This window comes from Janibacter hoylei PVAS-1 (genome assembly GCF_004025845.1).
Lineage (GTDB): Bacteria > Actinomycetota > Actinomycetes > Actinomycetales > Dermatophilaceae > Janibacter > Janibacter hoylei.
The window spans coordinates 36,775-61,097 of the sequence record NZ_PIPF01000009.1 but is presented as its reverse complement, the minus strand read 5'-3'; the positions used below and the strand labels follow the sequence as shown (position 1 = coordinate 61,097).

The 24,323-nt window shown below is 70.9% G+C and carries 18 protein-coding genes and 1 tRNA gene; 8 read left to right on the top strand and 11 right to left on the bottom strand.

All coding sequences use genetic code 11. The features are described 5' to 3' along the window. Positions 1 to 15 precede the first annotated feature (15 nt). The 4 genes from CWN80_RS09370 to CWN80_RS09355 all read right to left on the bottom strand — a co-directional run bounded on the left by CWN80_RS09370 (position 16) and on the right by CWN80_RS09355 (position 5,695). Complete coding sequence (locus tag CWN80_RS09370; RefSeq protein WP_007927744.1) at positions 16 to 1,272, bottom strand: bifunctional glycosyltransferase family 2/GtrA family protein; 1,257 nt, start codon at positions 1,270 to 1,272, stop codon at positions 16 to 18. Next, on the bottom strand, positions 1,265 to 3,346 hold the full coding sequence (locus CWN80_RS09365; protein WP_007927742.1) for an ArnT family glycosyltransferase: 2,082 nt from the start codon (positions 3,344 to 3,346) through the stop codon (positions 1,265 to 1,267). Before CWN80_RS09365 ends, CWN80_RS09370 begins: the two co-directional genes overlap by 8 nt. Before the next feature lie 148 nt (positions 3,347 to 3,494). Next, on the bottom strand, positions 3,495 to 4,967 hold the full coding sequence (locus CWN80_RS09360) for a sensor histidine kinase (protein ID WP_007927740.1): 1,473 nt from the start codon (positions 4,965 to 4,967) through the stop codon (positions 3,495 to 3,497). After that, positions 4,964 to 5,695, bottom strand: coding sequence for a response regulator transcription factor (locus CWN80_RS09355; protein WP_007927739.1), 732 nt, complete (start codon positions 5,693 to 5,695; stop codon positions 4,964 to 4,966). Before CWN80_RS09355 ends, CWN80_RS09360 begins: the two co-directional genes overlap by 4 nt. A gap of 148 nt (positions 5,696 to 5,843) precedes the next feature. On the opposite strand from CWN80_RS09355, the gene CWN80_RS09350 reads away from it, so the two are divergent. The 3 genes from CWN80_RS09350 to CWN80_RS09340 all read left to right on the top strand — a co-directional run bounded on the left by CWN80_RS09350 (position 5,844) and on the right by CWN80_RS09340 (position 7,035). Continuing rightward, on the top strand, positions 5,844 to 6,257 hold the full coding sequence (locus CWN80_RS09350; protein WP_128277200.1) for a hypothetical protein: 414 nt from the start codon (positions 5,844 to 5,846) through the stop codon (positions 6,255 to 6,257). 69 nt (positions 6,258 to 6,326) lie between these two features. Next, positions 6,327 to 6,399, top strand: a tRNA-Arg gene (locus CWN80_RS09345). Between the two features lie 132 nt (positions 6,400 to 6,531). Beyond that, positions 6,532 to 7,035 (top strand): winged helix-turn-helix transcriptional regulator, encoded by a 504-nt coding sequence (locus tag CWN80_RS09340; protein ID WP_128277199.1) that lies wholly within the window; start codon positions 6,532 to 6,534, stop codon positions 7,033 to 7,035. Between the two features lie 103 nt (positions 7,036 to 7,138). Here the strand turns inward: CWN80_RS09340 and CWN80_RS09335 are convergent, their stop codons facing one another. Then, the gene (locus tag CWN80_RS09335) at positions 7,139 to 10,162 is read right to left on the bottom strand and encodes a M36 family metallopeptidase (protein WP_007927736.1); all 3,024 of its coding nucleotides are present in this window, start codon (positions 10,160 to 10,162) and stop codon (positions 7,139 to 7,141) included. A 181-nt stretch (positions 10,163 to 10,343) separates the two neighbouring features. After that, complete coding sequence (locus CWN80_RS09330) at positions 10,344 to 12,182, bottom strand: phosphoenolpyruvate carboxykinase (GTP) (protein ID WP_007927734.1); 1,839 nt, start codon at positions 12,180 to 12,182, stop codon at positions 10,344 to 10,346. Positions 12,183 to 12,474: 292 nt separating this feature from the next. Between CWN80_RS09330 and CWN80_RS09325 the strand changes: the two genes are divergently transcribed. The 4 genes from CWN80_RS09325 (at position 12,475) to CWN80_RS09310 (ending at position 17,945) form a co-directional block, all read left to right on the top strand. Beyond that, a complete protein-coding gene (locus CWN80_RS09325; RefSeq protein ID WP_083853718.1) occupies positions 12,475 to 13,800 on the top strand; it encodes an acyl-CoA dehydrogenase family protein in 1,326 nt (441 codons plus the stop codon). A 46-nt stretch (positions 13,801 to 13,846) separates the two neighbouring features. After that, positions 13,847 to 15,112 carry an acyl-CoA dehydrogenase family protein gene (locus CWN80_RS09320; RefSeq protein WP_007927730.1) on the top strand — a complete coding sequence of 422 codons (1,266 nt, stop codon included), beginning with the start codon at positions 13,847 to 13,849 and terminating at the stop codon, positions 15,110 to 15,112. Positions 15,113 to 15,289: 177 nt separating this feature from the next. Next, on the top strand, positions 15,290 to 16,087 hold the full coding sequence (locus CWN80_RS09315; protein WP_128277198.1) for a ParA family protein: 798 nt from the start codon (positions 15,290 to 15,292) through the stop codon (positions 16,085 to 16,087). Positions 16,088 to 16,184: 97 nt separating this feature from the next. Next, positions 16,185 to 17,945, top strand: a complete 1,761-nt coding sequence (locus CWN80_RS09310; RefSeq protein WP_007927726.1) for a S8 family serine peptidase — start codon at positions 16,185 to 16,187, stop codon at positions 17,943 to 17,945. A 90-nt stretch (positions 17,946 to 18,035) separates the two neighbouring features. Here CWN80_RS09310 and CWN80_RS09305 read toward each other — a convergent pair whose 3' ends face one another. From CWN80_RS09305 to CWN80_RS09285, 5 genes are all read right to left on the bottom strand, one after another. Then, positions 18,036 to 18,791: a helical backbone metal receptor gene (locus CWN80_RS09305; RefSeq protein ID WP_007927724.1), complete on the bottom strand. Its 756-nt coding sequence runs from the start codon at positions 18,789 to 18,791 to the stop codon at positions 18,036 to 18,038. Further along, positions 18,791 to 19,111: a DUF202 domain-containing protein gene (locus CWN80_RS09300; RefSeq protein ID WP_007927722.1), complete on the bottom strand. Its 321-nt coding sequence runs from the start codon at positions 19,109 to 19,111 to the stop codon at positions 18,791 to 18,793. Before CWN80_RS09300 ends, CWN80_RS09305 begins: the two co-directional genes overlap by 1 nt. Further along, positions 19,108 to 19,476 (bottom strand): YidH family protein, encoded by a 369-nt coding sequence (locus CWN80_RS09295; protein WP_007927720.1) that lies wholly within the window; start codon positions 19,474 to 19,476, stop codon positions 19,108 to 19,110. The genes CWN80_RS09300 and CWN80_RS09295 overlap by 4 nt, the downstream gene beginning before the upstream one ends. A gap of 93 nt (positions 19,477 to 19,569) precedes the next feature. Further along, positions 19,570 to 22,821, bottom strand: a complete 3,252-nt coding sequence (gene icmF, locus CWN80_RS09290) for a fused isobutyryl-CoA mutase/GTPase IcmF (protein ID WP_007927718.1) — start codon at positions 22,819 to 22,821, stop codon at positions 19,570 to 19,572. 159 nt (positions 22,822 to 22,980) lie between these two features. Further along, the gene (locus CWN80_RS09285; RefSeq protein ID WP_128277197.1) at positions 22,981 to 23,478 is read right to left on the bottom strand and encodes a MarR family winged helix-turn-helix transcriptional regulator; all 498 of its coding nucleotides are present in this window, start codon (positions 23,476 to 23,478) and stop codon (positions 22,981 to 22,983) included. Positions 23,479 to 23,592: 114 nt separating this feature from the next. On the opposite strand from CWN80_RS09285, the gene CWN80_RS09280 reads away from it, so the two are divergent. After that, positions 23,593 to 24,189 carry a superoxide dismutase gene (locus CWN80_RS09280; RefSeq protein ID WP_007927714.1) on the top strand — a complete coding sequence of 199 codons (597 nt, stop codon included), beginning with the start codon at positions 23,593 to 23,595 and terminating at the stop codon, positions 24,187 to 24,189. The last annotated feature ends 134 nt before the right edge of the window (positions 24,190 to 24,323 follow it).

Sequence of the window (24,323 nt, the reverse complement as noted above, 5' to 3'; positions counted from 1 at the left end):
GCGGCCACCGCGGGCTCAGTGGACGGCCTCCACCTCGCGCTCCGCGCTCGACTCGTCGGCCGCGGCGTCGACGGAGCCCGCCGGCAGGTCGGGCTCGCCCCGGTCGGCGAAGATCCACGAGCGCATCGCGACGAACTTGACGACGGTCGCCGCGATGTTGGCGACCCCGATGACGACCGTCTCGACCGTGACGGGAGTGGCCGGCCAGGCAGCGTGGAGCAGCCCGAGCGCACCCGAGGTCATCGCCCACGTCGCGCCGAAGACGAGCAGCCCCTGCAGCTGGTGACGCAGGCTGCCTGCGCTCCCGCGGATGCCGAAGGTCCATCGACGGTTGGCCCAGGTGTTGGCGACGGTCGCGACGAGCAGCGCGGCGACGTTGGCCGTCTGCGAGCCGAGGCCGGTCGCCGTGACGAGCGCGGCGAAGAGGCCGAGGTGGAGCAGGGTCGAGGCCACGCCCACGACGCCGAAGCGCACGACGTGCGCCCCGACCCCCGACGAAGGGGGGATCCGCCCCATGCGCTGCCGGATGTCCTCGACGGGCAACAGCCCCGCGGCGAAGGTGCGCTGCATGCGCCAGACGCCCCGCAGATCGTCGGACGCGGTCCCGACGACGTCGACTCGACTGTCGGGGTCGTCCCACCAGTCGACGGGTACCTCGTGGATCCGCAGCCCGGAGCGCTCGGCGATGACGAGCAGCTCGGTGTCGAAGAACCACGTGGGGTCCTCGACGAGCGGCAGCAGCTCGCGGGCGACGTCGCCGCGCACGGCCTTGAAGCCGCACTGCGCGTCGGAGAAGCGGGCCCCGAGCGCGGCGTGCAGGACGAGGTTGTACGCCCGGGAGATGAACTCCCGCTTCACGCCGCGCACGACGCGGCTGTCCGGGTGCAGTCGTGTCCCGATCGCGAGGTCAGAGTGGCCGGACATCAGCGGTGCGACGAGCGGCCACAGCGCGTCCAGGTCGGTCGACAGGTCAACGTCCATGTAGGCCAGGACCGGTGCGTCGGAGGCGAGCCACACCTGCTTGAGCGCACGGCCGCGGCCCTTGGCCTCCATCCGCACCAGCGCGACGCCCGGCAGCTCCCGGATGAGCTCGGCGGCGACCTGGGGGGTCGAGTCCGTGCTCGCGTTGTCCGCCACCGTGATCCGGAAGGGGTAGGGGAAGGTCGCGACGAGGTGCGCGTGGAGTCGTCGGACGCACGGCCCGAGGGTGTGCTCCTCGTTGTAGACCGGCACGACGACGTCGAGGACGGGGCTGGTGGTCGGCTCAGACATCCGTCGCACCGTTCGTCGACGTCGAGGTGGTCGAGGACGAGACCGGCTGGGTGAGGTCGTAGAAGGTGCTCCCGTCGATCGTCACCTCGGTGAAGTTGTCCTGCACCCAGGTCGAGATCTCGGAGCTGGAGCCGGAGCCACCCATGCCGCCACCACCCATGCCGCCGCCGGCGACGAAGTAGTGGATGCGCCCGTCTTCGACGTACTGCTGGAACTCCGCGAGCGTGGGGGAGGGGTCGGAGCCGTTGAACCCCCCGATCGCCATGACCGGCAGCTCGGTGCCGAGCTGGAGGCCTGCGGCATTCTGCGAGCCGATGGCCGCGGCGACCCAGGTGTAGGAGTCGGCGTCCGCGGACAGGGCGGCGACGACCTCGGTGCTGGGAGTGCTCGCGTCGAGCAGGCCACCCATGCCGCCGCCTCCGGTGCCGCCCTGGGTCCCGGTGCCGCCCCGGGTCCCCGTCCCGCCGGGCCCCTGGGGGGAGCCGTTACCGGTGCCGCCCTGACCGGTGGTCGTTCCGCCGCCAGCCTGGGGAGGAGTGCCACCGCGTCCACCACCCATGCCGCCGCCGGGGCCACCGGTCGAGGGACCGGCGGTGACGATCGAGCCGGAGTGGCCCTGCGCGAGGGTGGTGGCGCTGTAGGCCGCAGGCCCGGCGAGGCCGGCGAGGACCGCAGCGGCGGCGATGACGGCGACGGCCCGGCGGTGGACCCGGGCGATGACGAGCAGCAGGAGAGCGGCCGCGAGGCCGACGGCGAGGACCGCGACCCGCAACCAGCCGTACTCGGTGGTGCGGCTGAGCAGGACGAAGCTCCACACGGCCGCGGTCGCGGTCGCCACGGCGAGGGTCACGGAGCCGATGGACTCCTCCCTTCGCTCCCAGGCCTCGGCGGCACCGGCGCCGACGAGGACCGCCACAGCCGGGGCGAGGGCGACGGTGTAGTAGTCGTGGAAGATGCCGGCCATGAAGGAGAAGGTGAGCATCGTGACGACGACCCAGCCGCCCCAGACGAGGTAGGCGGCGCGTCGCTGGTCGGTGCGCGGGGCGCGGCCGCGCAGCCACAGCCCGACGGCGAGCAGGACGAGCGCGGTCGGGATGAGCCACGAGATCTGGCCGCCGGAGCCGCTGCCGAACATCCGGAAGATGCCGGTCTCACCCCAGCCGTTGCCGCCGCCGACGGACCCGGTCTCGTTGCCGTTGATCCGGCCGAGACCGTTGTATCCGAAGGTCAGCTCGAGGAAGGAGTCGGTCTGGCTGCCGCCGATGTAGGGCCGCATGCTCGCCGGGACGAGCTCGACGATGGCCACCCACCAGCCGGCACCGACGAGCATCGTGCCGATGCCGACGAGGGAGCCGATGATCCGTCGACGCAGCGTGGTGTCCGCGGCGACGAGGAAGGCGATGCCGAGGAAGGGCACGACGAGCAGGACCTGGAGGGTCTTGGTGAGGAAACCGAAGCCGATGAGCGCACCCACGAGGGCGAACCAGCGGATCGAGCCGCGCTCGATCGCGCGCATCGTCGCCCAAGCGGCGGCCGTCATGAGCAGCACGAGGAGCGCGTCGGGGTTGTTGAAGCGAAACATCAGGACCGCGACCGGGGTGAGCGCGAGGACCGCGCCGGCGAGCAGGCCGGCGCCGGCGCCCCAGTAGCGCTTGACGCTCGCGTGGACGAAGCCGACGCTCGCCACACCCATGAGCACCTGGGGCGCGAGGATCGCGAAGGAGTTGAGCCCGAACAGGCGCACGGACAGGGCCATGACCCACAGGGACGCCGGCGGCTTGTCGACGGTGATCGACCCGGCCGCGTCCGACGCGCCGTAGAAGAAGGCACTCCAACTCTGTGAGCCCGCCTGCACGGCGGCGGAGTAGAAGGCATTGGCCCAGCCGCTCGCCGTGAGGTTCCAGAAGTAGGCGGCGGCCGTGACGAGGAGGAGGGCGAGGAGCGCGGGGCGGGCCCATCGCGGGTCGGCCTCCAGGCCGCGCCACAGCCGAGCAAGACGCGAAGGGGGTGAAGGCAGGCTGCGTGGTGTGGCGGCCGCCGTGGAGGGGGGCGGTGAGAGGGTCATGGTGTCCATGCCTCCACGCTCGGGCTGCTGCCTGTGCCCACGCTGTGGTCACCCGTTGGTCGAGGTGTGAGCAGCGCCAGCGAGGAGCCTCGAGACCCAGGTGGCGGATGGGGTCGAGGCTGCTTCGTCGCTCCTCAACCACCGAATCTGAGCCCCCTCACCCCACAGGCAGGGCGAGGCTGAAGACGGTCCGCCCGGGCACCGACTCGACCGTCACCTCGCCGCCGTGCGCGCGGGTGACGGCGGAGACGATCGACAGGCCGAGGCCGGTGCTGCCGGAGGCGCGCTGGCGCGACCCGTCACCTCGGGTGAAGCGCTCGAAGACGTTGGGCAGCAAGGCGTCTGGGATGCCGGGCCCGTTGTCCTGGACCTGCAGGAGGGCGCGTCCACTCCCTTCGTCCAGGCGAAGGGAGGTCCGTACCGTCGTCCCGAGCGGGGTGTGGTTGCGTGCGTTGGCGAGCAGGTTGGCGAGGACCTGGTGCAGTCGCGCGCGGTCGCCGATGACCTCGACGGGCTCGGGGGGCAGGTCGAGCTCCCACCGGTGGTGGGGGGAGGCGGCGCGCGCGTCGCCGGTGACGTCGATGGCGAGCATCGTGAGGTCGACGGGTTCGCGCTCGAGGGGGCGCCCGGTGTCGAGGCGCGCGAGGAGCAGCAGGTCCTCGACGAGGTCCTGCATGCGCAGCGCCTCGGACTCGACCCGGGTCAGGGCGTGGGTGACGCCGGCGGGCACCGGCTCGGTCTCGCGGCGGGTCAGCTCGGCGTAGCCGCGGATCGAGGCGAGGGGGGTGCGCAGCTCGTGGCTGGCGTCGGCGACGAACTGCCGCACGCGGGTCTCGGACTCCTGCCGGGCGCGCAGCGCGCCGTCGACCTTGTCGAGCATGCTGTTGAGGGCCAGCCCCACCTGTCCGACCTCGGTGGCCGGGTCGACGTCGGGGACGCGCTCGGCGAGGGAGACGTCGCCGGAGGCGAGCTCGAGCTCGGAGACGCGGCGGGCGGTGCCGGCGACGCGCTCGAGGGGTTGGAGGTTGCGCCGCACGAGGTAGGTCCCGCCGGCCCAGACGCCGACCAGCCCGACGAGGCTCGAGCCGGCGACGATGAGGACGATGGCGCCGACGGTGCGACCGATGGGGTCGACGGGGACCCCGGTGATCGCGGTCCACCCGTCGGCCGTGCGCACGGAGACGAGCCGGTAGGTGCCGATGTCGTCGCCGAGGTCGACGGTCCGCGGACGGCTGCTCAGGCCGGCGGCGTTGAGCTCGGCGACCTGCGCCTCGTCGAGGGTGTCGTTGCGGCCCGCGGTGTTGACCGCGTAGTTGAGGTCGTTGCCGCGCTCGTCGACGGCGACCTCGCCGTCGCGCAGCACGAGGTGGAGCACGGCGTTGCCGCTGCCGGCGGGAGGCCCGCCGCGCAGCCCGGAGCCGGGCCCGGGCGGCTGGGTCCCGTCGATCGCGCCGACGAACCGCTCGGAGGCGCTCATCAGGTCGTCGTCGACCTGCTGGGTGAGGTACTGCCGCGCGGCGAGGCTCGTCAGGGTTCCCATGACGACGGTGACGGCGAGGAAGAGCAGGACGACCGACGCCACGAGCTTGGCCCGCAGCGTCCAGGTCGACGGACGGCGGAGGGAGGTCACTTCGCCGGCTTGAGGACGTAGCCGGCGCCGCGCATCGTGTGGATCATCGGGTCGCGCCCGGCGTCGATCTTCTTGCGGAGGTAGGAGACGTAGAGCTCGACGACGTTGGCCTGCCCGCCGAAGTCGTAGTTCCACACCCGGTCGAGGATCTGCGCCTTGGACAGCACCCGCTTGGGGTTGCGCATGAGGTAGCGCAGCAGCTCGAACTCCGTGGCGGTCAGCGAGATCTCGTCGCCCCCGCGGATGACCTCGTGGCTGTCCTCGTCGAGGGTGAGGTCGCCGACGACGAGGAGCGAGGTGGACTCGGTCGCGACGACGGCGGTGCGTCGCAGCAGCGCCCGCACCCGGGCGACGACCTCCTCGAGGCTGAAGGGCTTGGTGACGTAGTCGTCGCCGCCGGCCGTGAGGCCCGCGACCCGGTCCTCGACCGCGTCGCGGGCGGTGAGGAAGAGCACCGGGACCTCGGGCTCGTCCGCACGCATCCGGCGCAGGATCTCGAGCCCGCCGATGTCGGGGAGCATCATGTCGAGCACCACCGCGTCGGGGGAGAACTCCCGCGCCGTGCGGACGGCCTCGGTGCCGGTCGCGGCCGTCCGCACGTCCCACCCCTCGTAGCGCAGCGCCATGGCGACGAGCTCGGTGAGGTTGGGCTCGTCGTCGACGACGAGCACGCGGACGGGCGAGCCGTCCGCTCGGGTCAGTGGGGAGAGCGTGGTGCGCTGGGCCATGAGGACAGTCAACTCCCCTCGTCCCCCTTCGAACCCATGCGTCGGCTGTGTGTCACCTGTGAAGGATCGGCGGACGGTCCTCGTGGTGCGTAGGTGGGTGACGGCTCGGCCACAGCGCCACCACAGGGAGCGGTCCGAGCGTGGAGCCATGAGCACCTCCCACGACCCAGGAGCACCGATGACCCAGCAGTACCCGACCCAGCCCGACCCCGAGGCGACCGCGCCGCTGCCCAAGACCGCGCCGGCCATCAACCCGCCGCGTTGGCGGGGCCGCAAGACCGCCGTCGCTGCGGCCCTCGCGATCGGCCTGAGCTCGGCCGGTGCCGTCGCCGCGGCCGCGACCGTCGAGCAGGGCAGCACGGGGCGCGAAGGGGGTGGCCCCGGCGGTGGTCAGGGCTTCCCCGGCGGCCAGCAGCAGGGACAGCACGGACAGCAGGGCGGGCAGAACCAGCAGCAGGTCCCCGGTCAGCGGGGTCAGCAGCAGGCTCCCGGCCAGATGGGCCAGCAGGGCACCCTGCCGAACGACCAGCCGAGCGACCCGCAGAGCGCCCAGACCTCCTGACGTCCGTCGATTTCGCCGCGCGGCCGGGAGCAGGTACTCTCTTCACTTGTCGCCGGAGACCGGCGGCGAGCGCCCGTAGCTCAACGGATAGAGCATCTGACTACGGATCAGAAGGTTTGGGGTTCGAATCCCTACGGGCGCGCTCTGTGTTGAGACAGACGGAACAGGCCCTGCCAGCGGTAACGCGGCAGGGCCTGACTCGTTGAGCGACCCTCACGACTTTCGTCAGGGAAGTTAGGCTGCCGGCAGCAGTCCACCCGTGAGAGGTCCGCCCATGCCGTTTCGCTCCGACTGGTCCGACGAGCTGTGCCCGATCCGTCGTTCGCTCGACGTCCTCGGTGACGGGTGGGTCCTGCTCATCATCCGTGACGTCCTGCACGGCCGGGGTCGATTCGACACCCTGCGCGACAACCTCGGCATCTCGGAGGCCGTCCTCAGCCGCCGGCTGCGGGCCATGGTCGAGGCGGGGCTGCTCGAGCGGGTGGACTACGACGACGGCGGCCGGACCCGGCAGGGCTATGCGGCCACCGAGGCCGCCGCCGAGCTGCTACCCGTCCTCCAGCAACTGGCCATCTGGGGAGAGCGGCACACGCCCACGCCCTCCGGTGGTGGTCACATGGCGCTGATCCACGAGGGCTGCGGCCGGAAGACGACGCGGGGCGAGACGTGCAGCCACTGCGGCGAGGCCCTCGTCCCCGAGCAGATGTCGTGGGACAAGCCCTGGCACGGCCGCCGCGACCGTCTCGTCGCTGCCGGCGAGCTGCGGACCGCACGCTGATCTTCCGTCTCCTTCGCATCGGTGTGCACACGTGGTCGTGCTGGTGCATCTGGCGGCGGGAAGGGGCGCCACGGGATGCACCAGCACGACCTGCTGGGCACGCTCAGCGGCGCATCACCTGAAACTCGGTGGTGGCGATGACGCTGCTGCCCGCGTAGGCCGTCGTGCAGTCGGTGTCGTTGTCCGGGTCCCCGTCCTGCTCACCCGCAAACTGCTCACCACCCTGGCACTGGTTGGCGACGACCTCGAGGCGCACGTGCGTCGCGGAGGTCTGCGGGATGTCGAAGGAGCGCATCTTCAGCTCCGGGGCGACCGGCCGGGGGACGTCCCCGGGGAAGGCGTCCTTCGGCGAGGTGTACGTGACGCGGTAGTCGGCGTCCTCCTCGCAGGTGACCTTGCCCTTCGCGTCGCAGGTCAGCACCTTGAACTGGCGCAGGTTCTGGAACCTGTTGCGTGAGACGCCGGACGAGGGCGCGCCGAGTGCGCTCACCTGGACCCGACGGATCTTCTGCCGGCCGCCGGCGAGGTCCACGGTGTACCGCTTCTGCTCCGACGTGGGGTTCGCCGGGGTCGCGCCCGTCGTGTCCTCGTCGCCGTCGACGAGGTTGTCGACGCCGTCACCGTCGCCGGAGATGGTCGCGCCTGCAGCAGTGCTGGCGAGGTTGTCGCGCATCTTGACCGGCAGGTCGCGCCGCTGGTTGTCCTTCGCGGTGAGGGTGACGACCGTCTGCGCCTTGCCCGGTGCGGTCACCGTGTAGGTCCGCTCGCCGGGCACGACCTCGAAGCTCTCGCCCAGGTCGCTCGCCGCGTCGGTGTCGGCCACCGGCCGGGAGCGGGCGGTGTACTCGCCGACGTACACCTTCGCGCCCGCCACCGGGCGGCCGTCCTCGTCGGTGGGGGAGAGCCGCAGGGTCGCGTTCTTCGCGTACGCCGACGCGAAGGAGGGCGTCGGCGCGGTCGTCGACGAGCTGGCAGACGCCGCGTCCCGACCGAGGCCGCGGTCGGCGAAGCCGTTCCACAGCAGGTCCTGGTTGGCCCCGCCGAAACGCAGCAGGTCGGCCGCGAGCATCGCATTGCGGGCGTCGACCATGCTCACCGTGCCGCGTGGCATGAGCAGCCACGCGTCGAAGACGAGTTGCATCCAGCGCCGGTTGCCCGGGCAGGTGTCCACCGCCTTCGCCCCGCTGGCGCAGGCGGCCTGGGTCGCCGCGTCGCCCGACCCGTAGCGATCCATGAAGGAGGCCCGGATGTCGGACTGCGTCGCCGACCAGATCTCGCCGTCCGCGGGGACCTGCGGGCCGGTGAGGTCGTAGCCGACGTTGGAGTAGTTGAGCGGGCTGTCGCTGAAGTTGTAGTTGCGGATGCCGCGGTCGGGGTTCCCGGTGACGTAGCCGCCCATCGGGGTCGCCTGTTTGCTCACCGGGGTGTAGCCCCACTCCTGCAGGTACTCCGTCGCCATGAGGTCGGACCACGACTCGCCCATCGCGCCGGCCTGGAGCCCGGACAGGCCCGCGTCGGGGCCGCCCGCCATCCGGTTGCTGATGGCGTGCCCGTACTCGTGGCCGATGACCGACATGTCGTAGTCACCGTCGACGCAGGGGGCGTAGAAGCTCCCGGCGAGGGGCTGCCAGAGGTACATGTTGCTGTAGCCGCTGATGCCGTCCGGGGGAGTGCCCTGGTTGGCGTTGTTGCGGGAGCCGGACTGCGCACCGGACTGGGAGTAGCCGAGCTCGGGGTCGCCGGCCTTGCCCCCCTTCGTCCCGTTGTCGCGCTGCATGTTCCACGCGGTCTCGGTGAAGCCGAGGTTGTACGACCAGTCGTGCATGCGGTTGTGCATCGCGAAGAGGTTGGTCGTCGCGGCGTCGATGTCGTTGCGCTCAGGGCTGGTGTAGTTGGCCGGGTCGCAGGCCTTCTTCGTCCACTGTGCGGTGAAGGGGAAGACGTAGTCGCGCTCGGGCTTCGAGGTCGCCGGCGTCACGGGTCCACCGGAGCGCCAGCGCTCGCCGGTGTAGGCGTTGTTGCCGTTCGTCGTGCCCGTCGACAGCTTGGTCGCGGGGTCGACGTCCCAGCCGAAGGCGGAGGCGGCGTTGCCGACCGCCTCGTCGCAGCCCGCCGCGGCGGTGAAGCACCAGATCGAGCGGGTGTCGCTGGTCTCCGCGTCGGGGGTGCCGGTGAAGACCGACCACGACGGGTTGTCGCTGTCGAAGTCGACGAGGCTCTCCCGGGCGATGATCGAGCCGTCGGCGGCGTCGACGTAGACCGAGTAGCCCTCGTCGGCACCCACGCGGGTGACGACGTGGTAGGCCGTGCGGGCGGCGCCGCCGGGTACGGGGACCGCGACCTTCTTCACCTGCTGCTGGCCCTGGAGACCGGTGGCCGTGAGGGTCGTCCACGACGAGCTGGCGGAGGCCGACCGGGACGAGACCTTCGCGATGCCGGTCGCCGGGTGGCCGATGTTCTTCGCGGCGTGGCCGAGGGCCTTCTCGGGGGTCATCCCGGCTGCGGCCGGTGCCCGCCGGGCCGTGGACGACGTCGGGGCGAGCGAGGAGTTGACGTAGCGGGCGGTGCCGCCGTCGACCGCGACGACGACGAGGCCGTCTAGCCCGGCGGCCAGGCCGTCGATCTGCTGCCGGAGCATGACGACGTCGCTCGAGCCGATGCGGTTGGTCGCGACGTGCTCCATGTCGGCGATGTCGGCGCTCGTCAGGCCGAAGGTGGAGCGCTCCTTGTCGAGGAAGGCGCGGGCGGCGGCCTCCGGGTCCTTGCCCAAGCCGGCGGAGAGGTCCCCCTTCGCGCTCGTCGGGGTCATCGTCTCGACCGACCCGAAGCGGTTCCAGGTGATCGTGCCGCGGCCCGTCGCGCTGCGGGCGCTGGGGGAGCGGCCGTCGTCGGCGGCCGCCGAGCGCTGGGTGCTCGACGGGGCGGCGCTGCGGGTGGCGCGGGTGTCGAGGTCGGGAAGATGGTCGTGCGGGTCACCGGCGGCCGGCGAGCCCTCGGCGGTGGCGGCGCCCGACGTGGTGGGCGCCGCGGTGGCGGTCACCACGCCCTGCCCGACGAGGGCGACGGACAGGGTGGCGGCCGCGGCTGCGGCGATCGTTCTGGTGTGGCGGTGGCGAGCTCTGGACATGCGTGGTCCTCTCGAAGACGCGCCCGGGTGGGGCGCTTACGCGTGTGACTGGAGTCACAGGGGGTGGCGGTGTCCGGACCATATCGGCGACCGCGGGGCCCCGCATGTCGAAAACGACGAAGAGCGCCACCCCCGTTGGGGGGCAACGCTCTTCGTCGTCAGTCGGGTCGTACCCGCCGGCTCAGGCCTGCGCGTCGAGGTCGGCGGCCACGCGGCGGTGGGCCTCCCAGATCTCCTCGGGCAGACGGTCGAAGGCCTTGAGGTGTGCCTCGCGGAAGCTCATCTCCTGCTGCCAGCGCGGGACGTCGATGTCGAGGATGCGGTCCAGGTCCTCCTGGGGCAGGTCGAGGCCGGTGAGCTCGAGCTCCTCCTGCGTCGGGATGATGCCGACCGGGGTCTGGCGACCGGTGACCTCGCCCGCCTTGAGCTGCATGAGCCACAGCAGCGGACGGAGGTTCTCGCGGTAGCCGGGCCACAGGTAGTGACCGTCCTCCGGGTCCTTCTGGAACCAGTTGACGTGCGCGAAGAGCGGCTTGTCCTTGGCGGCCCCGATGATGTCGAGGTAGTGGCGCGCGTAGTCACCCTCGCCGTAGGCCATGAAGGGCCGGTTGGACATCGGGTCGTAGCGCAGCTGGCCCTCGACGCCCTCGGCCGCGGCGGTGGCCTCGGCGCCCAGCGTCAGGCCGTCGTAGACGCCCTCCGGCAGGGCGGTGATCGCGCGGATCAGCGGCTCGCGGTCACGGGTGCGACCACCGAAGATGATCGCGTCGATCTCGACACCCGCAGCCTCGTCGAAGTCCTCGGCCGCGTTGGGGACATTGGCCAGGGTGGTCGTGAAGCGGCTGTTGGGGTGCGCCCACGGGGAGGTGTCGCCCGGCTCGCGGTCGGCGATCGCCTCGCCCTTCCAGTCGAGCCAGCCGTCGACGTCGGCCGGCGGCTCGGGCGTGCGGCCCTCCCACCAGACCTCTTCGGTCTTCGGGTTGTAGGCGATGTTGGTGAAGATGACCTTGGTGCCCGGGTCCACGGAGTGCAGCGCGGTCGGGTTGGTCGTCTCGTTGGTGTCCTTGGCGACGCCGAAGACGCCGTACTCCGGGTTCATGCCCATGAGCTTGCCGGTGGACTCGTCGACCCACAGCCACGCGATGTCGTCGCCGTAGAAGTCGACCTGGTAGCGGTCGCCGAGGGCGTCCGGCGGCAGCATCATCGCGAGGTTGGTCTTGCCCGAGGCGCTCGGGAAGCCACCGGTGATGTGGTATCGCCTGCCGGTCTCCTTGTCGGTGATGCCGATGAGCATGTACTGCTCGGCGAGGAACTTCTTCGTGGCCCAGCCGTCGTAGGCGCCCTGGCGCAGGCCGTGGGCGATCTTGCCGAGCAGCGCGTTGCCGCCGTAGGACGAGCCGAAGTGCAGGATCATCCGCTCGTCGGCGACGGTGACGAAGTAGCGCTTGTCGTCCGGCGTGCCCTGGCCGAGGTTCTCGAGGTCACCCGTGACGTGGACGGCGCGGACGAAGTCGTCCTGGACCGGCAGGTCGTTGACGTGCTCGACGCCGACCCGGGACATGCGGATCATGTGCAGCACGACGGGGCGCGAGTCGGTGAGCTCGACGCCGGTGGCCCACTGGGCCAGCTCGTTGCCCTTGGGCGACATCAGGTAGGGCAGGACGTACATCGTCTTGCCCTGGGACTGACCGCGCATGAGCTCGGTCAGCTTCTCCTTCATCTCCGCAGCGGGACGCCAGTTGTTGTAGACACCCTTGTCCTTCTCGTCGTTCGTCGCGACGATCGTGCGCTCCTCGGAGCGCGCGGTGTCCTTGGAGTACGAGCGCGAGTAGTAGCGGCCCTCGCCCGCGGGCTGCAGCTCGCCGGCCTCGAGGGCCTCTGCGATGAGACGGTCGTCGTCCTGAGCGCCCACCACCTCAATCCGGTCGGGCTGGGTGATCTCGGCCCAGTGCTTCACGTACTCGCGGACGGCCTCGTTGGTGAGACCTGACGCGTCAAGTGCGGCGTCGACGTCGACCATGCTGTGTTTCCCTCTCACGTGCTGGGTGTGCGGGCGGTCCCTCGCAGGTTCTCCCGGTTGCGGGCAGGTTACCGCCCCGTTGCGGGGGATGACATGGCGGCAGGTCCGGGGCAGGCGTGATCTGACGCACGCGCCGGACGGCGGGGCCGCTCGGCGGCCGCCGGGCCGGCTGTGCGGCAGGTCACCGGGCCCCGAAGTGACTCACCGGTTTACCGATACGCGGTGTAGCAGGTACTGTCGGTATCGAACACTTTCCGTTCCATTCAGCAACGTCGCGAAGGGGTAGTCCCACATGGCTTCCAGCGAATCGATGTCCTTGGCCGACAAGGGCCAGCGACTTGGCCTGCGGCTCATCGCCAAGGCGGGCGGGCTGCCCGGCCTGAAGGACAAGGAGGTGCGCTCCAAGGTCGAGCGGTACCTCTACAAGGGGGCCGTGACCGGCTTCAAGGCGCAGACCGCAGCCGGTCGCGCCTTCGCCAAGAAGAAGGGCTCGGGCGACCCGACCCGCGCCGCGACGGCCAAGCCGAAGCAGCTCTTCGACCTCACGCCCTCCGAGGACCAGCAGATGATCCAGGGCGTCGCGCGCGAGCTCGCCGACGAGGTCATCCGCCCCGCGGCCGCACCCGCCGACGCCGAGCGCGCCGTGCCCGACGAGGTCCGCAGCGCGGCCGCCGACATGGGTCTGCACCTCGTCGGCGTGCCAGCCGAGCTCGAGGGCATCGCCGAGGAGCGCTCCGCGGTGACGGCCGCCATCGTCCTCGAGGAGCTCGCCCGTGGTGACCTGGGCATCGCGACCTCGATCATGGCCCCCGCCGCCGTGGCCACCGCGATCGCCGCCTACGGCGACGCCGACCAGCAGGCCACCTACCTCCCGGAGTTCACCGGGGAGAAGCCTCCCGTCGCCGCCCTGGCGCTGCACGAGCCGCAGCCGCTCTTCGACCCCTTCGCTCTGCGGACCACGGGCAAGGTCGAGGGCGACGAGATCGTGCTCGACGGTGTCAAGGCGATCGTCCCCGGCGCCGAGAGCGCCGACCTCTTCGTCGTGTCGGCGGCCGTCGACGGCGTGGCCCGGCTCGTCATCGTCAAGCCCGGCACCGAGGGGCTCAAGGTCGAGGACGACCCGGCCATGGGTCTGCGCGCGGCCAAGACCGCCCGCCTGCACCTCGAGGGCGTCCGCGTGGCCAAGGGCGACCTGCTCGGCACCGCCGAGGACCACGCCGACGCCGTGCGTCGCGCCCGCCTCGCCTGGGCGGCTGCCGCCGTCGGCACCTCGCAGGCCGTGCTCGACCACGTGAGCGAGTACGTCAAGGAGCGCAAGGCCTTCGGCGAGCCGATCGGCTACCGCCAGGCCGTCGCCTTCACCGTCTCCGACATCGCCATCGAGCTCGCCGGTCTGCGGCTCGTCGTGTGGAAGGCCGCCGCCCGCCTCGACCGTGGTGAGGACGCCTCCGCCGAGATCGCCCAGGCCCGCAGCCTCGTGAGCCGGCACGCGACCTGGATCGGCTCGAGCGGTGTGCAGCTGCTCGGCGGCCACGGCTTCGTCAAGGAGTTCGACAACGAGCGCTGGTACCGCGACCTGCGGGGCGCCGGAGTCCTCGAGGGCACGCTGCTCGTCTGAGCGCGGCCCCCTTCCCTCACACAGACCTGACACGAAGGACACGATCATGATCGACCTCGAGGTTCCGAAGAAGTTCCGACCCCTCATCTCCCAGGCGCGTGGCATGGCCGAGGAGGTCTTCTGGCCCATCTCGCGCAAGTACGACGTCGCCGAGCACGAGTACCCCGCCGAGCTGGACCTCGTCTCCGCCGTCATCGACGGCATGTCCGACGGTGGTGCCGGCCAGGGCGCGGGCGCGTCCTCCTCGACCCGCGCCAAGGACGACGGCGCGGAGGAGGGTGACGTCGCGGCCGTCGGCTCCGGCCGCAGCTCGAAGAAGGGCGCGAAGGAGAACAAGAACGGCTCCAACCTCTCCTCGGTGCTCTCGATCCTCGAGACCTGCCGTGGTGACGTCGGCCTGACCCTGTCCATCCCGCGCCAGGGCCTGGGCAATGCGGCGATCGCCGCCGTCGCCAACGACGAGCAGAAGGCGCGCTACGCCGGCAAGTGGGCCGCCATGGCCATCACCGAGCCCGACGTCGGCTCCGACTCCGGCGCCATCCGCACGACGGCGGTCAAGGACGGGGACGAGTACGTCCTCAACGGCGAAAAGATCTTCGTCACCTCGGGTGAGCGTGCCGAGCTCGTCGTCGTCTGGGCGACCCTCGACCGCAGCCTCGGCAAGACGGCCATCAAGTCCTTCGTCGTCCGTCGTGACAACCCCGGACTGCAGCTGGTGCGCCTGGAGCACAAGCTCGGTATCCGCGCGTCGGACACCGCGGCCTTCGTCCTCGACAACTGCCGCGTGCCCGCCGAGGACCTCCTGGGCGACCCGGAGATCAAGATCGAGGGTGGCTTCGGTGGGGCCATGCAGACCTTCGACAACACGCGTCCGCTCGTCGCGTCGATGGCCCTCGGCCTGACCCGTGCGTCGCTCGACAAGACCACGGAGCTGCTCAAGGAGGCCGGCATCGAGGTCGACTGGGACCGGCCGGCCAACGTGCAGTCCGCGGCCGCCGCCAAGCTCATCGAGATGGAGGCCGACTACCAGAGCGCCTACCTGCTCACCCTGCGGGCGGCGTGGATGGCCGACAACGGCAAGCCCAACTCGATGGAGGCCTCGATGGCCAAGGCGAAGGCCGGGCGCACCTGTGTCAACGTCTCGCTCGCCTGCGTCGAGCTCGCCGGCGCCACCGGCTACGCCGAGACCCACCTGCTCGAGAAGTGGGCCCGCGACTCCAAAATCCTCGACATCTTCGAGGGCACGCAGCAGATCCAGCTGCTCGTCGTCGCCCGCCGCATCCTCGGCTACTCGAGCAAGGAGCTCAAGTAATCGCATCTACCTAGGCAGATGACACCAAACGTGCGCATCTCCCCAGGGAAATGCGCCGTCGGGTGGGGATTTCCCTAGGGAGATGCGGCGGGGCGGATGCCCCGGAGCGCCCCGACCGGCGGTCTCGCGCCCCCTTCGTCCATCGGACGGAGGGGGCGCGACGCATATCATCGGTGCGTGGTCGTCATCGCGGTGTGCAGCCTCAAGGGGGGCGTGGGCAAGACCTCCGTGACCCTGGGTCTGGTCTCCGCCGCGCGACAGGCGGGACTGCGCACGCTCGTCGTCGACCTCGACCCCCAGGGCGACTCGACCGCCGGGCTCGACGTGGACGGTGACGTGACGTCGACGAGCGCCACCATCATCGACGACCCGCGTCGTCGCCACCTGCGGGCGGCGACCCTGCGCAGCCACTGGAGCGAAGGGAGTGCCGCCCCGGTCGACGTCGTCGTCGGCGGCGCAGAGCTCGCCCGGCTCGACCGCACCGACCTGTCCACCCGAGCGCTCACCTCCCTTCGCACGGTGCTCGACAAGGTCGACGGCGCCTACGACCTCGTCGTCGTCGACTGCCCGCCCTCCCTCGGCGGGCTCACCCGGATCGGCCTCGCCGCGGCCCATCGAGCGCTCGTCGTCACCGAGCCCGGGGTCTTCGCGATCGCTGCGGCCGACCGTGCCCTGAAGGCGGTCCACGAGGTGCGCAGCTCGCTCAACCCCCGGCTGCAGCCGCTCGGCATCGTCGTCAACCGGCTGCGGGCCAACATCGGCGAGCACCGGTACCGGGTCGAGGAGCTCGCCTCCCTCTTCGGGCCGCTCGTGCTCACCCAGCGGATCCCCGAGCGCACTTCGGTGCAGCGCGCCCAGGGGGCCTTCGTGCCGATCCACGACCTGCGCAACCCCGGTGCGCGGGAGGTCGCGGGGCTCTTCGACGGCCTCCTCGCCCACGCGCTGCGCGCCACGCGGCGACGTTGGCAAACCTGACGATGTCCTGACGTTGTGTTCGAACAGCCCACGTGAGCCCGGTCATAGGTTGACGGAGGGCGGCTGACCGCCGCCGACATCCACCGGGAGGAAACTCATGCGACACCAGCGCATGGCCGCGGTCCTCGGAGCGTTCGCGCTCGGGGCAACCGGGCTCACCGCCACTGCAGCACCGACCGCCGACGCAGGGACGAGCGCGTCGACGACCTCGACCACCGGGCCGGAGACGAGCTACGTCGTCCTGGCCGACCGCGGAGGCAGCGCGTCCGATCTCGCCGACCGCCTCAAGGCGAAGGGGGCCAAGATCGTCTCCGTCAACGACAAGATCGGCATGGTGACGGTCACCTCCACCGACACCGGCTTCGCCGCGAAGACGCGCACGATGGACGGCGTCTACGGCGCCGCGGAGGAGGGCATCGTCGGCCGCTCCCCACAGCGGTTGTCCCAGGGCAAGCTCGACAAGAACAAGCGCATCGAGCGTCCCCCGACGCCGGCGGCGAGCCAGGCCAAGGCAGCCTCTGTGGGCAAGGGCAAGGGCCAGGGCGCGAAGGGAGCCGACCCGCTCGACGACAAGCTGTGGGGCCTGGACATGATCAACACGGCTGCCGCGCACCAGGTCGAGTCGGGCGACAAGCGGGTCAAGGTCGGCGTCATCGACACCGGTGTCGACGCGAGCCACCCGGACATCGCCCCCAACTTCGACCGCAAGCTCTCGCGCAACTTCACCTACGACATCCCGGCGATCGACGGGCCCTGCGAGGTCGAGTCCTGTGTCGACCCGGCGGACGTCGACAACGGCGGCCACGGTACGCACGTCGCGGGCACCATCGCGGCGTCCAAGAACGGCATCGGCGTCTCCGGCGTCGCTCCGGACGTCTCGATCGTCAACGTGCGCGCCGGCCAGGACTCGGGCTACTTCTTCGTCGGCCCGACGGTCAACGCCCTGACCTACTCGGCCGACGCCGGCCTCGACGTGGTCAACATGAGCTTCTACGTCGACCCGTGGGCGTACTACTGCCAGGGCGGCGCCCCCGAGGACAGCCCGGAGGAGGCGGCCGAGCAGGACATGACCATCGAGTCGATGTCCCGTGCGCTGCGCTACGCGCACAGCAAGGACGTCACCCTCGTGGGTGCTCTCGGCAACGCCTCGACGGACCTGTCGAACCCCGGCACCGACTCGAGCAGCCCCAACTTCCCCGAGGGCAACGAGCACGAGCGCACCATCGACAACGCCCGGTGCCGTGACCTGCCGGTCGAGGGGCCCGAGGTGATCGGGGTCTCCTCCGTGGGCCCGACCGAGCGCAAGTCGTACTTCTCCAACTACACCAAGGACCTGCAGTCGGACGAGATCGAGGTGAGCGCCCCCGGCGGTGACTCGCGCGAGTACCACGGCACCCCCGACTACCGCAGCCCGGCCAACCTCATCCTCTCGTCGGTCCCGGAAAACGTCGTCAAGTCCGAGGGCTCGGTCGACGAGGACGGCAACGTCGTGCCCGAGGCCGAGGGCTCGGTCTTCAAGGACTGCGGCAAGGTCAAGGGCAAGCAGGTCTGCGGCTACTACGAGTACTACCAGGGCACCTCGATGGCGTCGCCGCACGCGGCCGGTGTCTCGGCCCTGATCGTCAGCCGGTACGGCACGAAGCAGGGGCGCTCGGGCTTCGGTCTCGACGCCGACACCACGCGGTCGGTCCTGCTGCGGTCGGCCCGTGACAAGGCCTGCCCCGAGCCGCGGACGCAGACCTACCCGGGTCTGCCCTCGGACTACGACGCCGAGTGCGTGGGGAGCGAGCGCTTCAACGGCTTCTACGGCGAGGGCATCATCGACGCCCAGGCCGCGGTGGCCAAGAAGAAGCCCTGACGCCACCGCGGCACGAAGGCGTCGTCCTGAGGTGCGACGCAGGAGCCTCGAAGGGGGGCCGGTCACCCCGAGGTGACCGGCCCCCCTTCGTCATGGCGCGAGGACCTCGTGGGCCTCGACCATCGCCGGGCCGTACCAGGTGAGCAAGCGACCGCTGACGAGCCGGGTCGGCACGCGGGTGAAGGCCTCGGGTCCGTCATCGGCGGTGAAGACATAGGGCTCATCGGGTAGGAGGACGAGGTCGGTGCCGGGGTGGTCGAGGTCGGCGAGGTCGACGTGCGGGTATCGGTCGCTCGGGTCGGCGTCTGGGCCGGCGAGGGCATTGGTCCAGCCGAGCCGGGCCAGCAGGTCGGTCGTGTAGGTGCGCGGGCCGACGGCCATCCACGGGTCGCGCCAGATGGGCACGACCACAGTGCCGCGCGTCGCCGGCGCCGGTGTGCCCCAGAGCTGCTCGGCCCGCTCGAGCCAGTCAGGGACCGGCTGCTGCAGGCCCTCGACCCACACCCGGCGCATCGAGGTCAGCGCCGACGGCATGTCCTCGATGTCGGTGACCCAGACGGCGGTGCCGCGCTGGCGCAGGCGGCGCACGTCGAGCTCGCGGTTTTCTTCCTTGTTGGCCACGACGAGGTCGGGGGCGAGATCGGCGATCGCCGCGAGGTGGGGGTTCTTCGTCCCGCGCACCCGGGCCACGTCGAGGTCGGCCGGGTGGGTGCACCAGTCGGTGGCCCCGACGAGCAGCTGCGGGCAGCTCGTCGCGATCGCCTCGGTGAGGCTGGGGACGAGCGAGACGACCCGCGCCGGAGGGCGGGGCAGCTCGACGGCGGCGTCGAGGTCGTCGCGGGACATCAGCGCACCGCCAGGGCGAGCAGCTCGGTCAGGCCCATGCCCGTGATCGCGACGGCCAGGACGAAGGGAGCCCGCCCGTCGCGCCGCCGGGAGGGCTCCGCGGGGGTTGCCGCGTAGCGGGTCCGGCCGAGGGCGAAGGCCGCCCCCGCCAGCGCGAGCGTGGCGACCATGATGAGCAGGGCAGCCGGGCCGAGCTCGCCCCCGGTGTGGCGGGCGATGATCGCCGCCCCGGTCGCGGTCGCGAGCGAGGTCCGCTGCCACGACAGGGCGGTGCGCTCCGGTTGTGCCCCTCGAGGTGCGGCGGCGGCGAGCTCGCTCACCTCGAGGTCCCGACGACCACGGCCAGGGCCGCTGCCGCAACGAGGACCAGGCCGGTGACGATCGCGGCCGACACCCCGAGCGAAGGGAGTGGCTCGCCCCGTCGCATCGCCCGCTCGGCCATGGCCCACCGGGCGAAGGCCAGGAGCGGGCACAGCGCCCCGAGGGTGAGGAGCATGGCGGCGAGGGCGCGGGTCATCGGGTCGGGGACCCCGATGTCGACGACGTCGACGGCGACCCCCGCTGCGAGCAGCGCGAGGGTGGTCCGCAGCCACGCGAGCAGGGTGCGCTCGTTGGCGAGGCTGAACCGGTAGTCCGGCTCCTCCCCTTCGCCGTACACGTACGCGGGCCAGCGCTCGGAGGTCACGCTCGCAGGGTACCGACGTGCGCATCTCCCTAGGGAGATGACGCCGGGTGGGCGCATCTCCCTAGGGAAATGCGCCCACCCGGTGGTCACGACTCAGACATTGCGGCGGTACTGGCCGCCGACCTCGAAGAAGGCGTCAGTCACCTGCTGGAGGCTGCACACGCGGGCGGCGTCCATGAGCACCTCGAAGACGTTGGCATCGGTCGTCGCCGCCTCCTTGAGCCGGGCGATGGCGGCCTCGGCGTCCTCGCGGTGGGTCTCCTGGTAGGCACGCACGCGCTCCAGCTGGGAGACCTTCTCGTCCTCGGTGGCGCGGGCCAGCTCGATCTCGTCGGGCTCTCCCTTCGCTCCGTCCTCCCGCAGGAAGGTGTTGACGCCGACGATCGGCAGGGACCCGTCGTGCTTGCGGTGCTCGTAGATCAGCGACTCGTCCTGGATCCGGCCGCGCTGGTAGCCGGTCTCCATCGCGCCGAGGACCCCGCCGCGGTCGTTGATCCGGTCGAACTCGGTGAGCACGGCCTCCTCGACGAGGTCGGTGAGCTCGTCGATGACGAAGGAGCCCTGGAGCGGGTTCTCGTTCATCGACAGGCCCCACTCGCGGCTGATGATCAGCTGGATCGCCAGGGCCCGGCGCACCGACTCTGTCGACGGGGTCGTCACTGCCTCGTCGTAGGCATTGGTGTGCAGGCTGTTGGCGTTGTCGTAGAGGGCGTTGAGCGCCTGCAGCGTCGTGCGGATGTCGTTGAAGTCCATCTCCTGCGCGTGCAGCGACCGGCCGCTCGTCTGGATGTGGTATTTCAGCTTCTGGCTGCGGTCGTTGGCGCCGTACTTCTCCTTCATGGCGACGGCCCAGATGCGGCGGGCGACGCGACCGAGCACGGAGTACTCCGGGTCCATGCCGGAGGAGAAGAAGAAGGACAGGTTGGGCGCGAAGTCGTTGATGTCCATGCCCCGCGCGAGGTAGGCCTCGACGTAGGTGAAGCCATTGGCCAGGGTGAAGGCGAGCTGGCTGATGGGGTTCGCCCCGGCCTCGGCGATGTGGTAGCCGGAGATGCTCACCGAGTAGAAGTTGCGCACCCCCTGCTCGATGAACCACTCCTGGATGTCGGCCATCATCCGCAGGCTGAACTCGGTGGAGAAGAGGCAGGTGTTTTGCCCCTGGTCCTCCTTGAGGATGTCGGCCTGGACGGTGCCGCGGACGTTGTGCAGGGCGTGCGCCCGCAGCTCCTCCGCCTCGGTGACGGAGGGCTCGCGCCCCTCCCGCTCGCGGAAGGCGTCGAGCTGCTGGTCGATGGCGGTGTTGAGGAAGAAGGCGAGCACGGTCGGAGCAGGCCCGTTGATCGTCATCGACACGCTCGTCGTGGGGGAGACGAGGTCGAAGCCGGAGTAGAGCTCCTTCATGTCGTCGAGCGTCGCGACGGACACGCCGGAGGTGCCGACCTTGCCGTAGATGTCGGGGCGCTCGCCGGGGTCGCGACCGTAGAGCGTCACCGAGTCGAAGGCCGTCGACAGGCGGGTGGCCGGCTGCCCCTGGGAGAGCAGCTTGAAGCGGCGGTTGGTGCGGAAGGGGTCGCCCTCCCCGGCGAACATGCGTGCCGGGTCCTCGTTGTCCCGCTTGAAGGGGAATACGCCGGCGGTGTACGGGAAGAAGCCGGGCAGGTTTTCCGACCGCCAGAAGGTGACGAGGTCACCGTGGTCGGTGTGCTTGGGCAGGGCGACGCGCGGGATCTTGTTGCCCGACAGCGACTCCTTGGTCAGCTTGGTGTGCAGCTCCTTGCCGCGGATCGTCACGACCTGCTCGTCGCCGGAGTAGGACTCGACGACCGAGGGCCAGCGCTCGATCTGCTCGGCGACCTCGGTGGGCAGCTCCTGGCGCGCGGCGTCGAGGAGCTCGTCGACGCCGTGGCCGTCCTTGCCCGCGGCGGTCAGCTCGTCGTCGACGGCGGCCAGGCGCTGCACCCGGCGGGCGCTGGCGGCGAGCGCCCGGGTGCGCTCGTGGTAGCCGCGGACCGTCTCGGTGATCTCGGCGAGGTAGCGCACCCGCGTCGCGGGGGCGACCTGGCCGAAGCGGGTCGAGTGCTTGGTGTCGACCGGGGCGAGCTGTCCCTCGTCGACGGGCAGTCCCTTGTCGGCGAGCAGGTCGCGCAGGTGCTGGTAGAGCCCGGTGACACCGTCGTCGTTGAAGGTCGCCGCCGAGGTGCCGAAGACCGGCATGTCCTCGGGGCGCTGGCCGAAGGCCTCACGGTTGCGGACGAGCTGGCGGCCGACGTCGCGCAGTGCGTCGGCGGCGCCGTGGCGCTCGAACTTGTTGATCGCGACGACCTCGGCGAAGTCGAGCATGTCGATCTTTTCCAGCTGGCTGGCGGCGCCGAACTCAGGCGTCATCACGTACATCGGCACGTCGACGAAGGGGACGATGGCGGCATCGCCCTGCCCGATGCCGGGCGTCTCGACGATGACGAGGTCGAAGCCCGCGGCCTTGGTCAGGTCGATGACCGTCGAGAGGGCCTCGGGGACCTCGCGGTCACCGCGGGTCGCCAGGGACCGGAAGAAGACGGGGGAGGAGCCGAAGGTGCTCTCGCCGAGGGAGTTCATCCGGATGCGGTCACCGAGCAGGGCGCCGCCCCCCTTCCGGCGGGTGGGGTCGACGGCGATGACCGCGATGCGCAGCTTGTCCTGCTGGTCGACGCGGAAACGGCGCACGAGCTCGTCGGTGAGCGAGGACTTGCCCGAGCCGCCGGTGCCGGTCAGGCCGAGGACGGGGGCGTGGGAGCGCTCGGCCGCTTCGCGGACGCCGGTGAGGAAGGCCTCGTCGAGGTGACCGAGCTCGGCGCCGGAGATGGCGCGCGCCAGGGCGGCGCGCTCGCCGGCGAGCACCGGCTCGAGCGCGACCGGGCCGCCCTCCCACACGTCCGTGTCGCAGTCGGCGATGAGCGTGTTGATCATGCCGGGCAGGCCCAGTCGCTGGCCGTCCTCGGGGGAAAAGATCGTCACACCGGCCTCGCGCAGGCGCGCGATCTCCTCCGGGACGATGACGCCGCCGCCGCCGCCGAAGACCTTGACGTGGCCGGCGCCCTGCTCGCGCAGCAGCTGGGTGAGGTACTCGAAGTACTCGACGTGCCCGCCCTGGTAGGACGAGACGGCGACGCCCTGGACGTCCTCGTCGATCGCCGCGTCGACGACCTCCTGGACGGAGCGGTTGTGCCCGAGGTGGATCACCTCGGCGCCCTGGCTCTGCATGATCCGCCGCATGATGTTGATCGAGGCGTCGTGGCCGTCGAAGAGGGCGGAGGCGGTGACGAACCGGACCGGGTGGGTCGGGGTGTGCAGCTCGGGCGTGGACATGTCCTACCTCGTCGTCGAAGTGCGGGTCACCTCAGATGCTAGGACATCCAAGTATTATTGGGAAACCATGCCCGCTCCCGCTCTCCCCCGCTCCCTGAGGAGGCCGCCCCGGCCCCCCGCTCCCTGAGGAGGCCGCCTGCGGCCGTCTCGAAGGGAGTCTCAGTCCACGTCATCCCCGTGCGCGGCGCGAAGGGAGGACAGCAGCGCCGTCGCCTGCCGCACCTCTGCTTCCGTCAGGCCGGGGGAGGTGAAGACCTGCTCGTTGAGGTCGTGGGTGGCGGACTCGACGAGCTGCGCCCCCTTCGTCGTCAGGGAGGCGAGGACGACGCGACCGTCGTCGGGGCTCTGCCGTCGCTCGACCAGGCCCTGCTTCTCGAGGCGGGCGACGGCGCTCGTCACGCTCGTCGCGTGGACCTGGAGCAGCGATCCGAGGCGGCTCATCGGCATCTCGCGACGCCGGCTGAAGGCGAGCAGCCGCAGGATCTCGAAGCGGGCGAAGGTTAGGTCGTGCGGCCGCAGGACCGACTCGACCCGCTCGTGCACGAGCTGCTGGGCGCGGACCACGGAAGTCATCAGGGCCATGCCGTCGGCGGCGTTGCCCCAGCCGTGGGCCACCCACTGGTCGTGGGCGGCGGAGATGGGGTCGCGGTCGGTCATGGGGCTCGATCCTAGGCCCGCCCACGCCGGGTGAGGGTGCCCTTTCGTGGACTCATTCCAGACGACATGGAAGGGTAGGCAGGGCAAGCACATCCGTTACGCATCGGAGGCTCCATGTACACCCTTCCTGACCTTCCCTACGACTACGGCGCCCTCGAGCCGGCCATGAGCGGCGAGATCCTCGAGCTGCACCACGACAAGCACCACGCGACCTACGTCAAGGGCGCCAACGACACCACGGAGAAGATCGCCGAGGCGCGCGACAAGGGTGACCTCTCCGGCATCGTCGGCCTCGAGAAGACGCTGGCCTTCAACGTCTCCGGTCACGTGCTGCACTCGATCTTCTGGGAGAACCTCTCCCCGGACGGTGGCGACAAGCCCGACGGCGCCCTCGGCACCGCGATCGACGAGCACTTCGGCTCCTTCGACAAGTTCCGCGCGCAGCTGACCGCCGCGACGCAGACGACGCAGGGTTCCGGCTGGGGTGTCCTCGCGTGGGAGCCGATCGGCAAGCGGCTGCTCGTCACGCAGGTCTACGACCACCACGGCAACGTCGCTGCCGGTATGACGCCGCTCCTGGCCTTCGATGCCTGGGAGCACGCGTACTACCTGCAGTACAAGAACGTGAAGCCGGACTACATCGAGAAGCTCTGGGACATCGTCAACTGGAACGACGTCTCCGCGCGCCTCGAGGCCGCCACGAAGGCCTGACCGCCTCCGCTGGTCGGCTGTGCCGGCCCCGTGCCCGGGTCCCTGTGGGGGCCCGGGCACAGCCGTGCCCGCTGACATTTCCCTAGGGAGATGCGCAAGGAGGGCCGTATTTCCCTAGGGAGATGCGCAAGGAG

Excerpts from the sequence above, each read along its gene's own strand:
- CWN80_RS09320 (WP_007927730.1), top strand. The coding sequence starts at position 13,847 with ATGATCGACCTCGAGGTTCCGAAGAAGTTCCGACCCCTCATCTCCCAG.
- CWN80_RS09285 (WP_128277197.1), bottom strand. The coding sequence starts at position 23,478 with ATGACCGACCGCGACCCCATCTCCGCCGCCCACGACCAGTGGGTGGCC.
- CWN80_RS09310 (WP_007927726.1), top strand. The coding sequence starts at position 16,185 with ATGCGACACCAGCGCATGGCCGCGGTCCTCGGAGCGTTCGCGCTCGGG.
- CWN80_RS09335 (WP_007927736.1), bottom strand. The coding sequence starts at position 10,162 with ATGTCCAGAGCTCGCCACCGCCACACCAGAACGATCGCCGCAGCCGCG.
- CWN80_RS09340 (WP_128277199.1), top strand. The coding sequence starts at position 6,532 with ATGCCGTTTCGCTCCGACTGGTCCGACGAGCTGTGCCCGATCCGTCGT.
- CWN80_RS09305 (WP_007927724.1), bottom strand. The coding sequence starts at position 18,791 with ATGTCCCGCGACGACCTCGACGCCGCCGTCGAGCTGCCCCGCCCTCCG.
- CWN80_RS09370 (WP_007927744.1), bottom strand. The coding sequence starts at position 1,272 with ATGTCTGAGCCGACCACCAGCCCCGTCCTCGACGTCGTCGTGCCGGTC.
- CWN80_RS09330 (WP_007927734.1), bottom strand. The coding sequence starts at position 12,182 with ATGGTCGACGTCGACGCCGCACTTGACGCGTCAGGTCTCACCAACGAG.
- CWN80_RS09350 (WP_128277200.1), top strand. The coding sequence starts at position 5,844 with ATGAGCACCTCCCACGACCCAGGAGCACCGATGACCCAGCAGTACCCG.
- CWN80_RS09365 (WP_007927742.1), bottom strand. The coding sequence starts at position 3,346 with ATGGACACCATGACCCTCTCACCGCCCCCCTCCACGGCGGCCGCCACA.
- CWN80_RS09355 (WP_007927739.1), bottom strand. The coding sequence starts at position 5,695 with ATGGCCCAGCGCACCACGCTCTCCCCACTGACCCGAGCGGACGGCTCG.
- CWN80_RS09325 (WP_083853718.1), top strand. The coding sequence starts at position 12,475 with ATGGCTTCCAGCGAATCGATGTCCTTGGCCGACAAGGGCCAGCGACTT.
- icmF (WP_007927718.1), bottom strand. The coding sequence starts at position 22,821 with ATGTCCACGCCCGAGCTGCACACCCCGACCCACCCGGTCCGGTTCGTC.
- CWN80_RS09280 (WP_007927714.1), top strand. The coding sequence starts at position 23,593 with ATGTACACCCTTCCTGACCTTCCCTACGACTACGGCGCCCTCGAGCCG.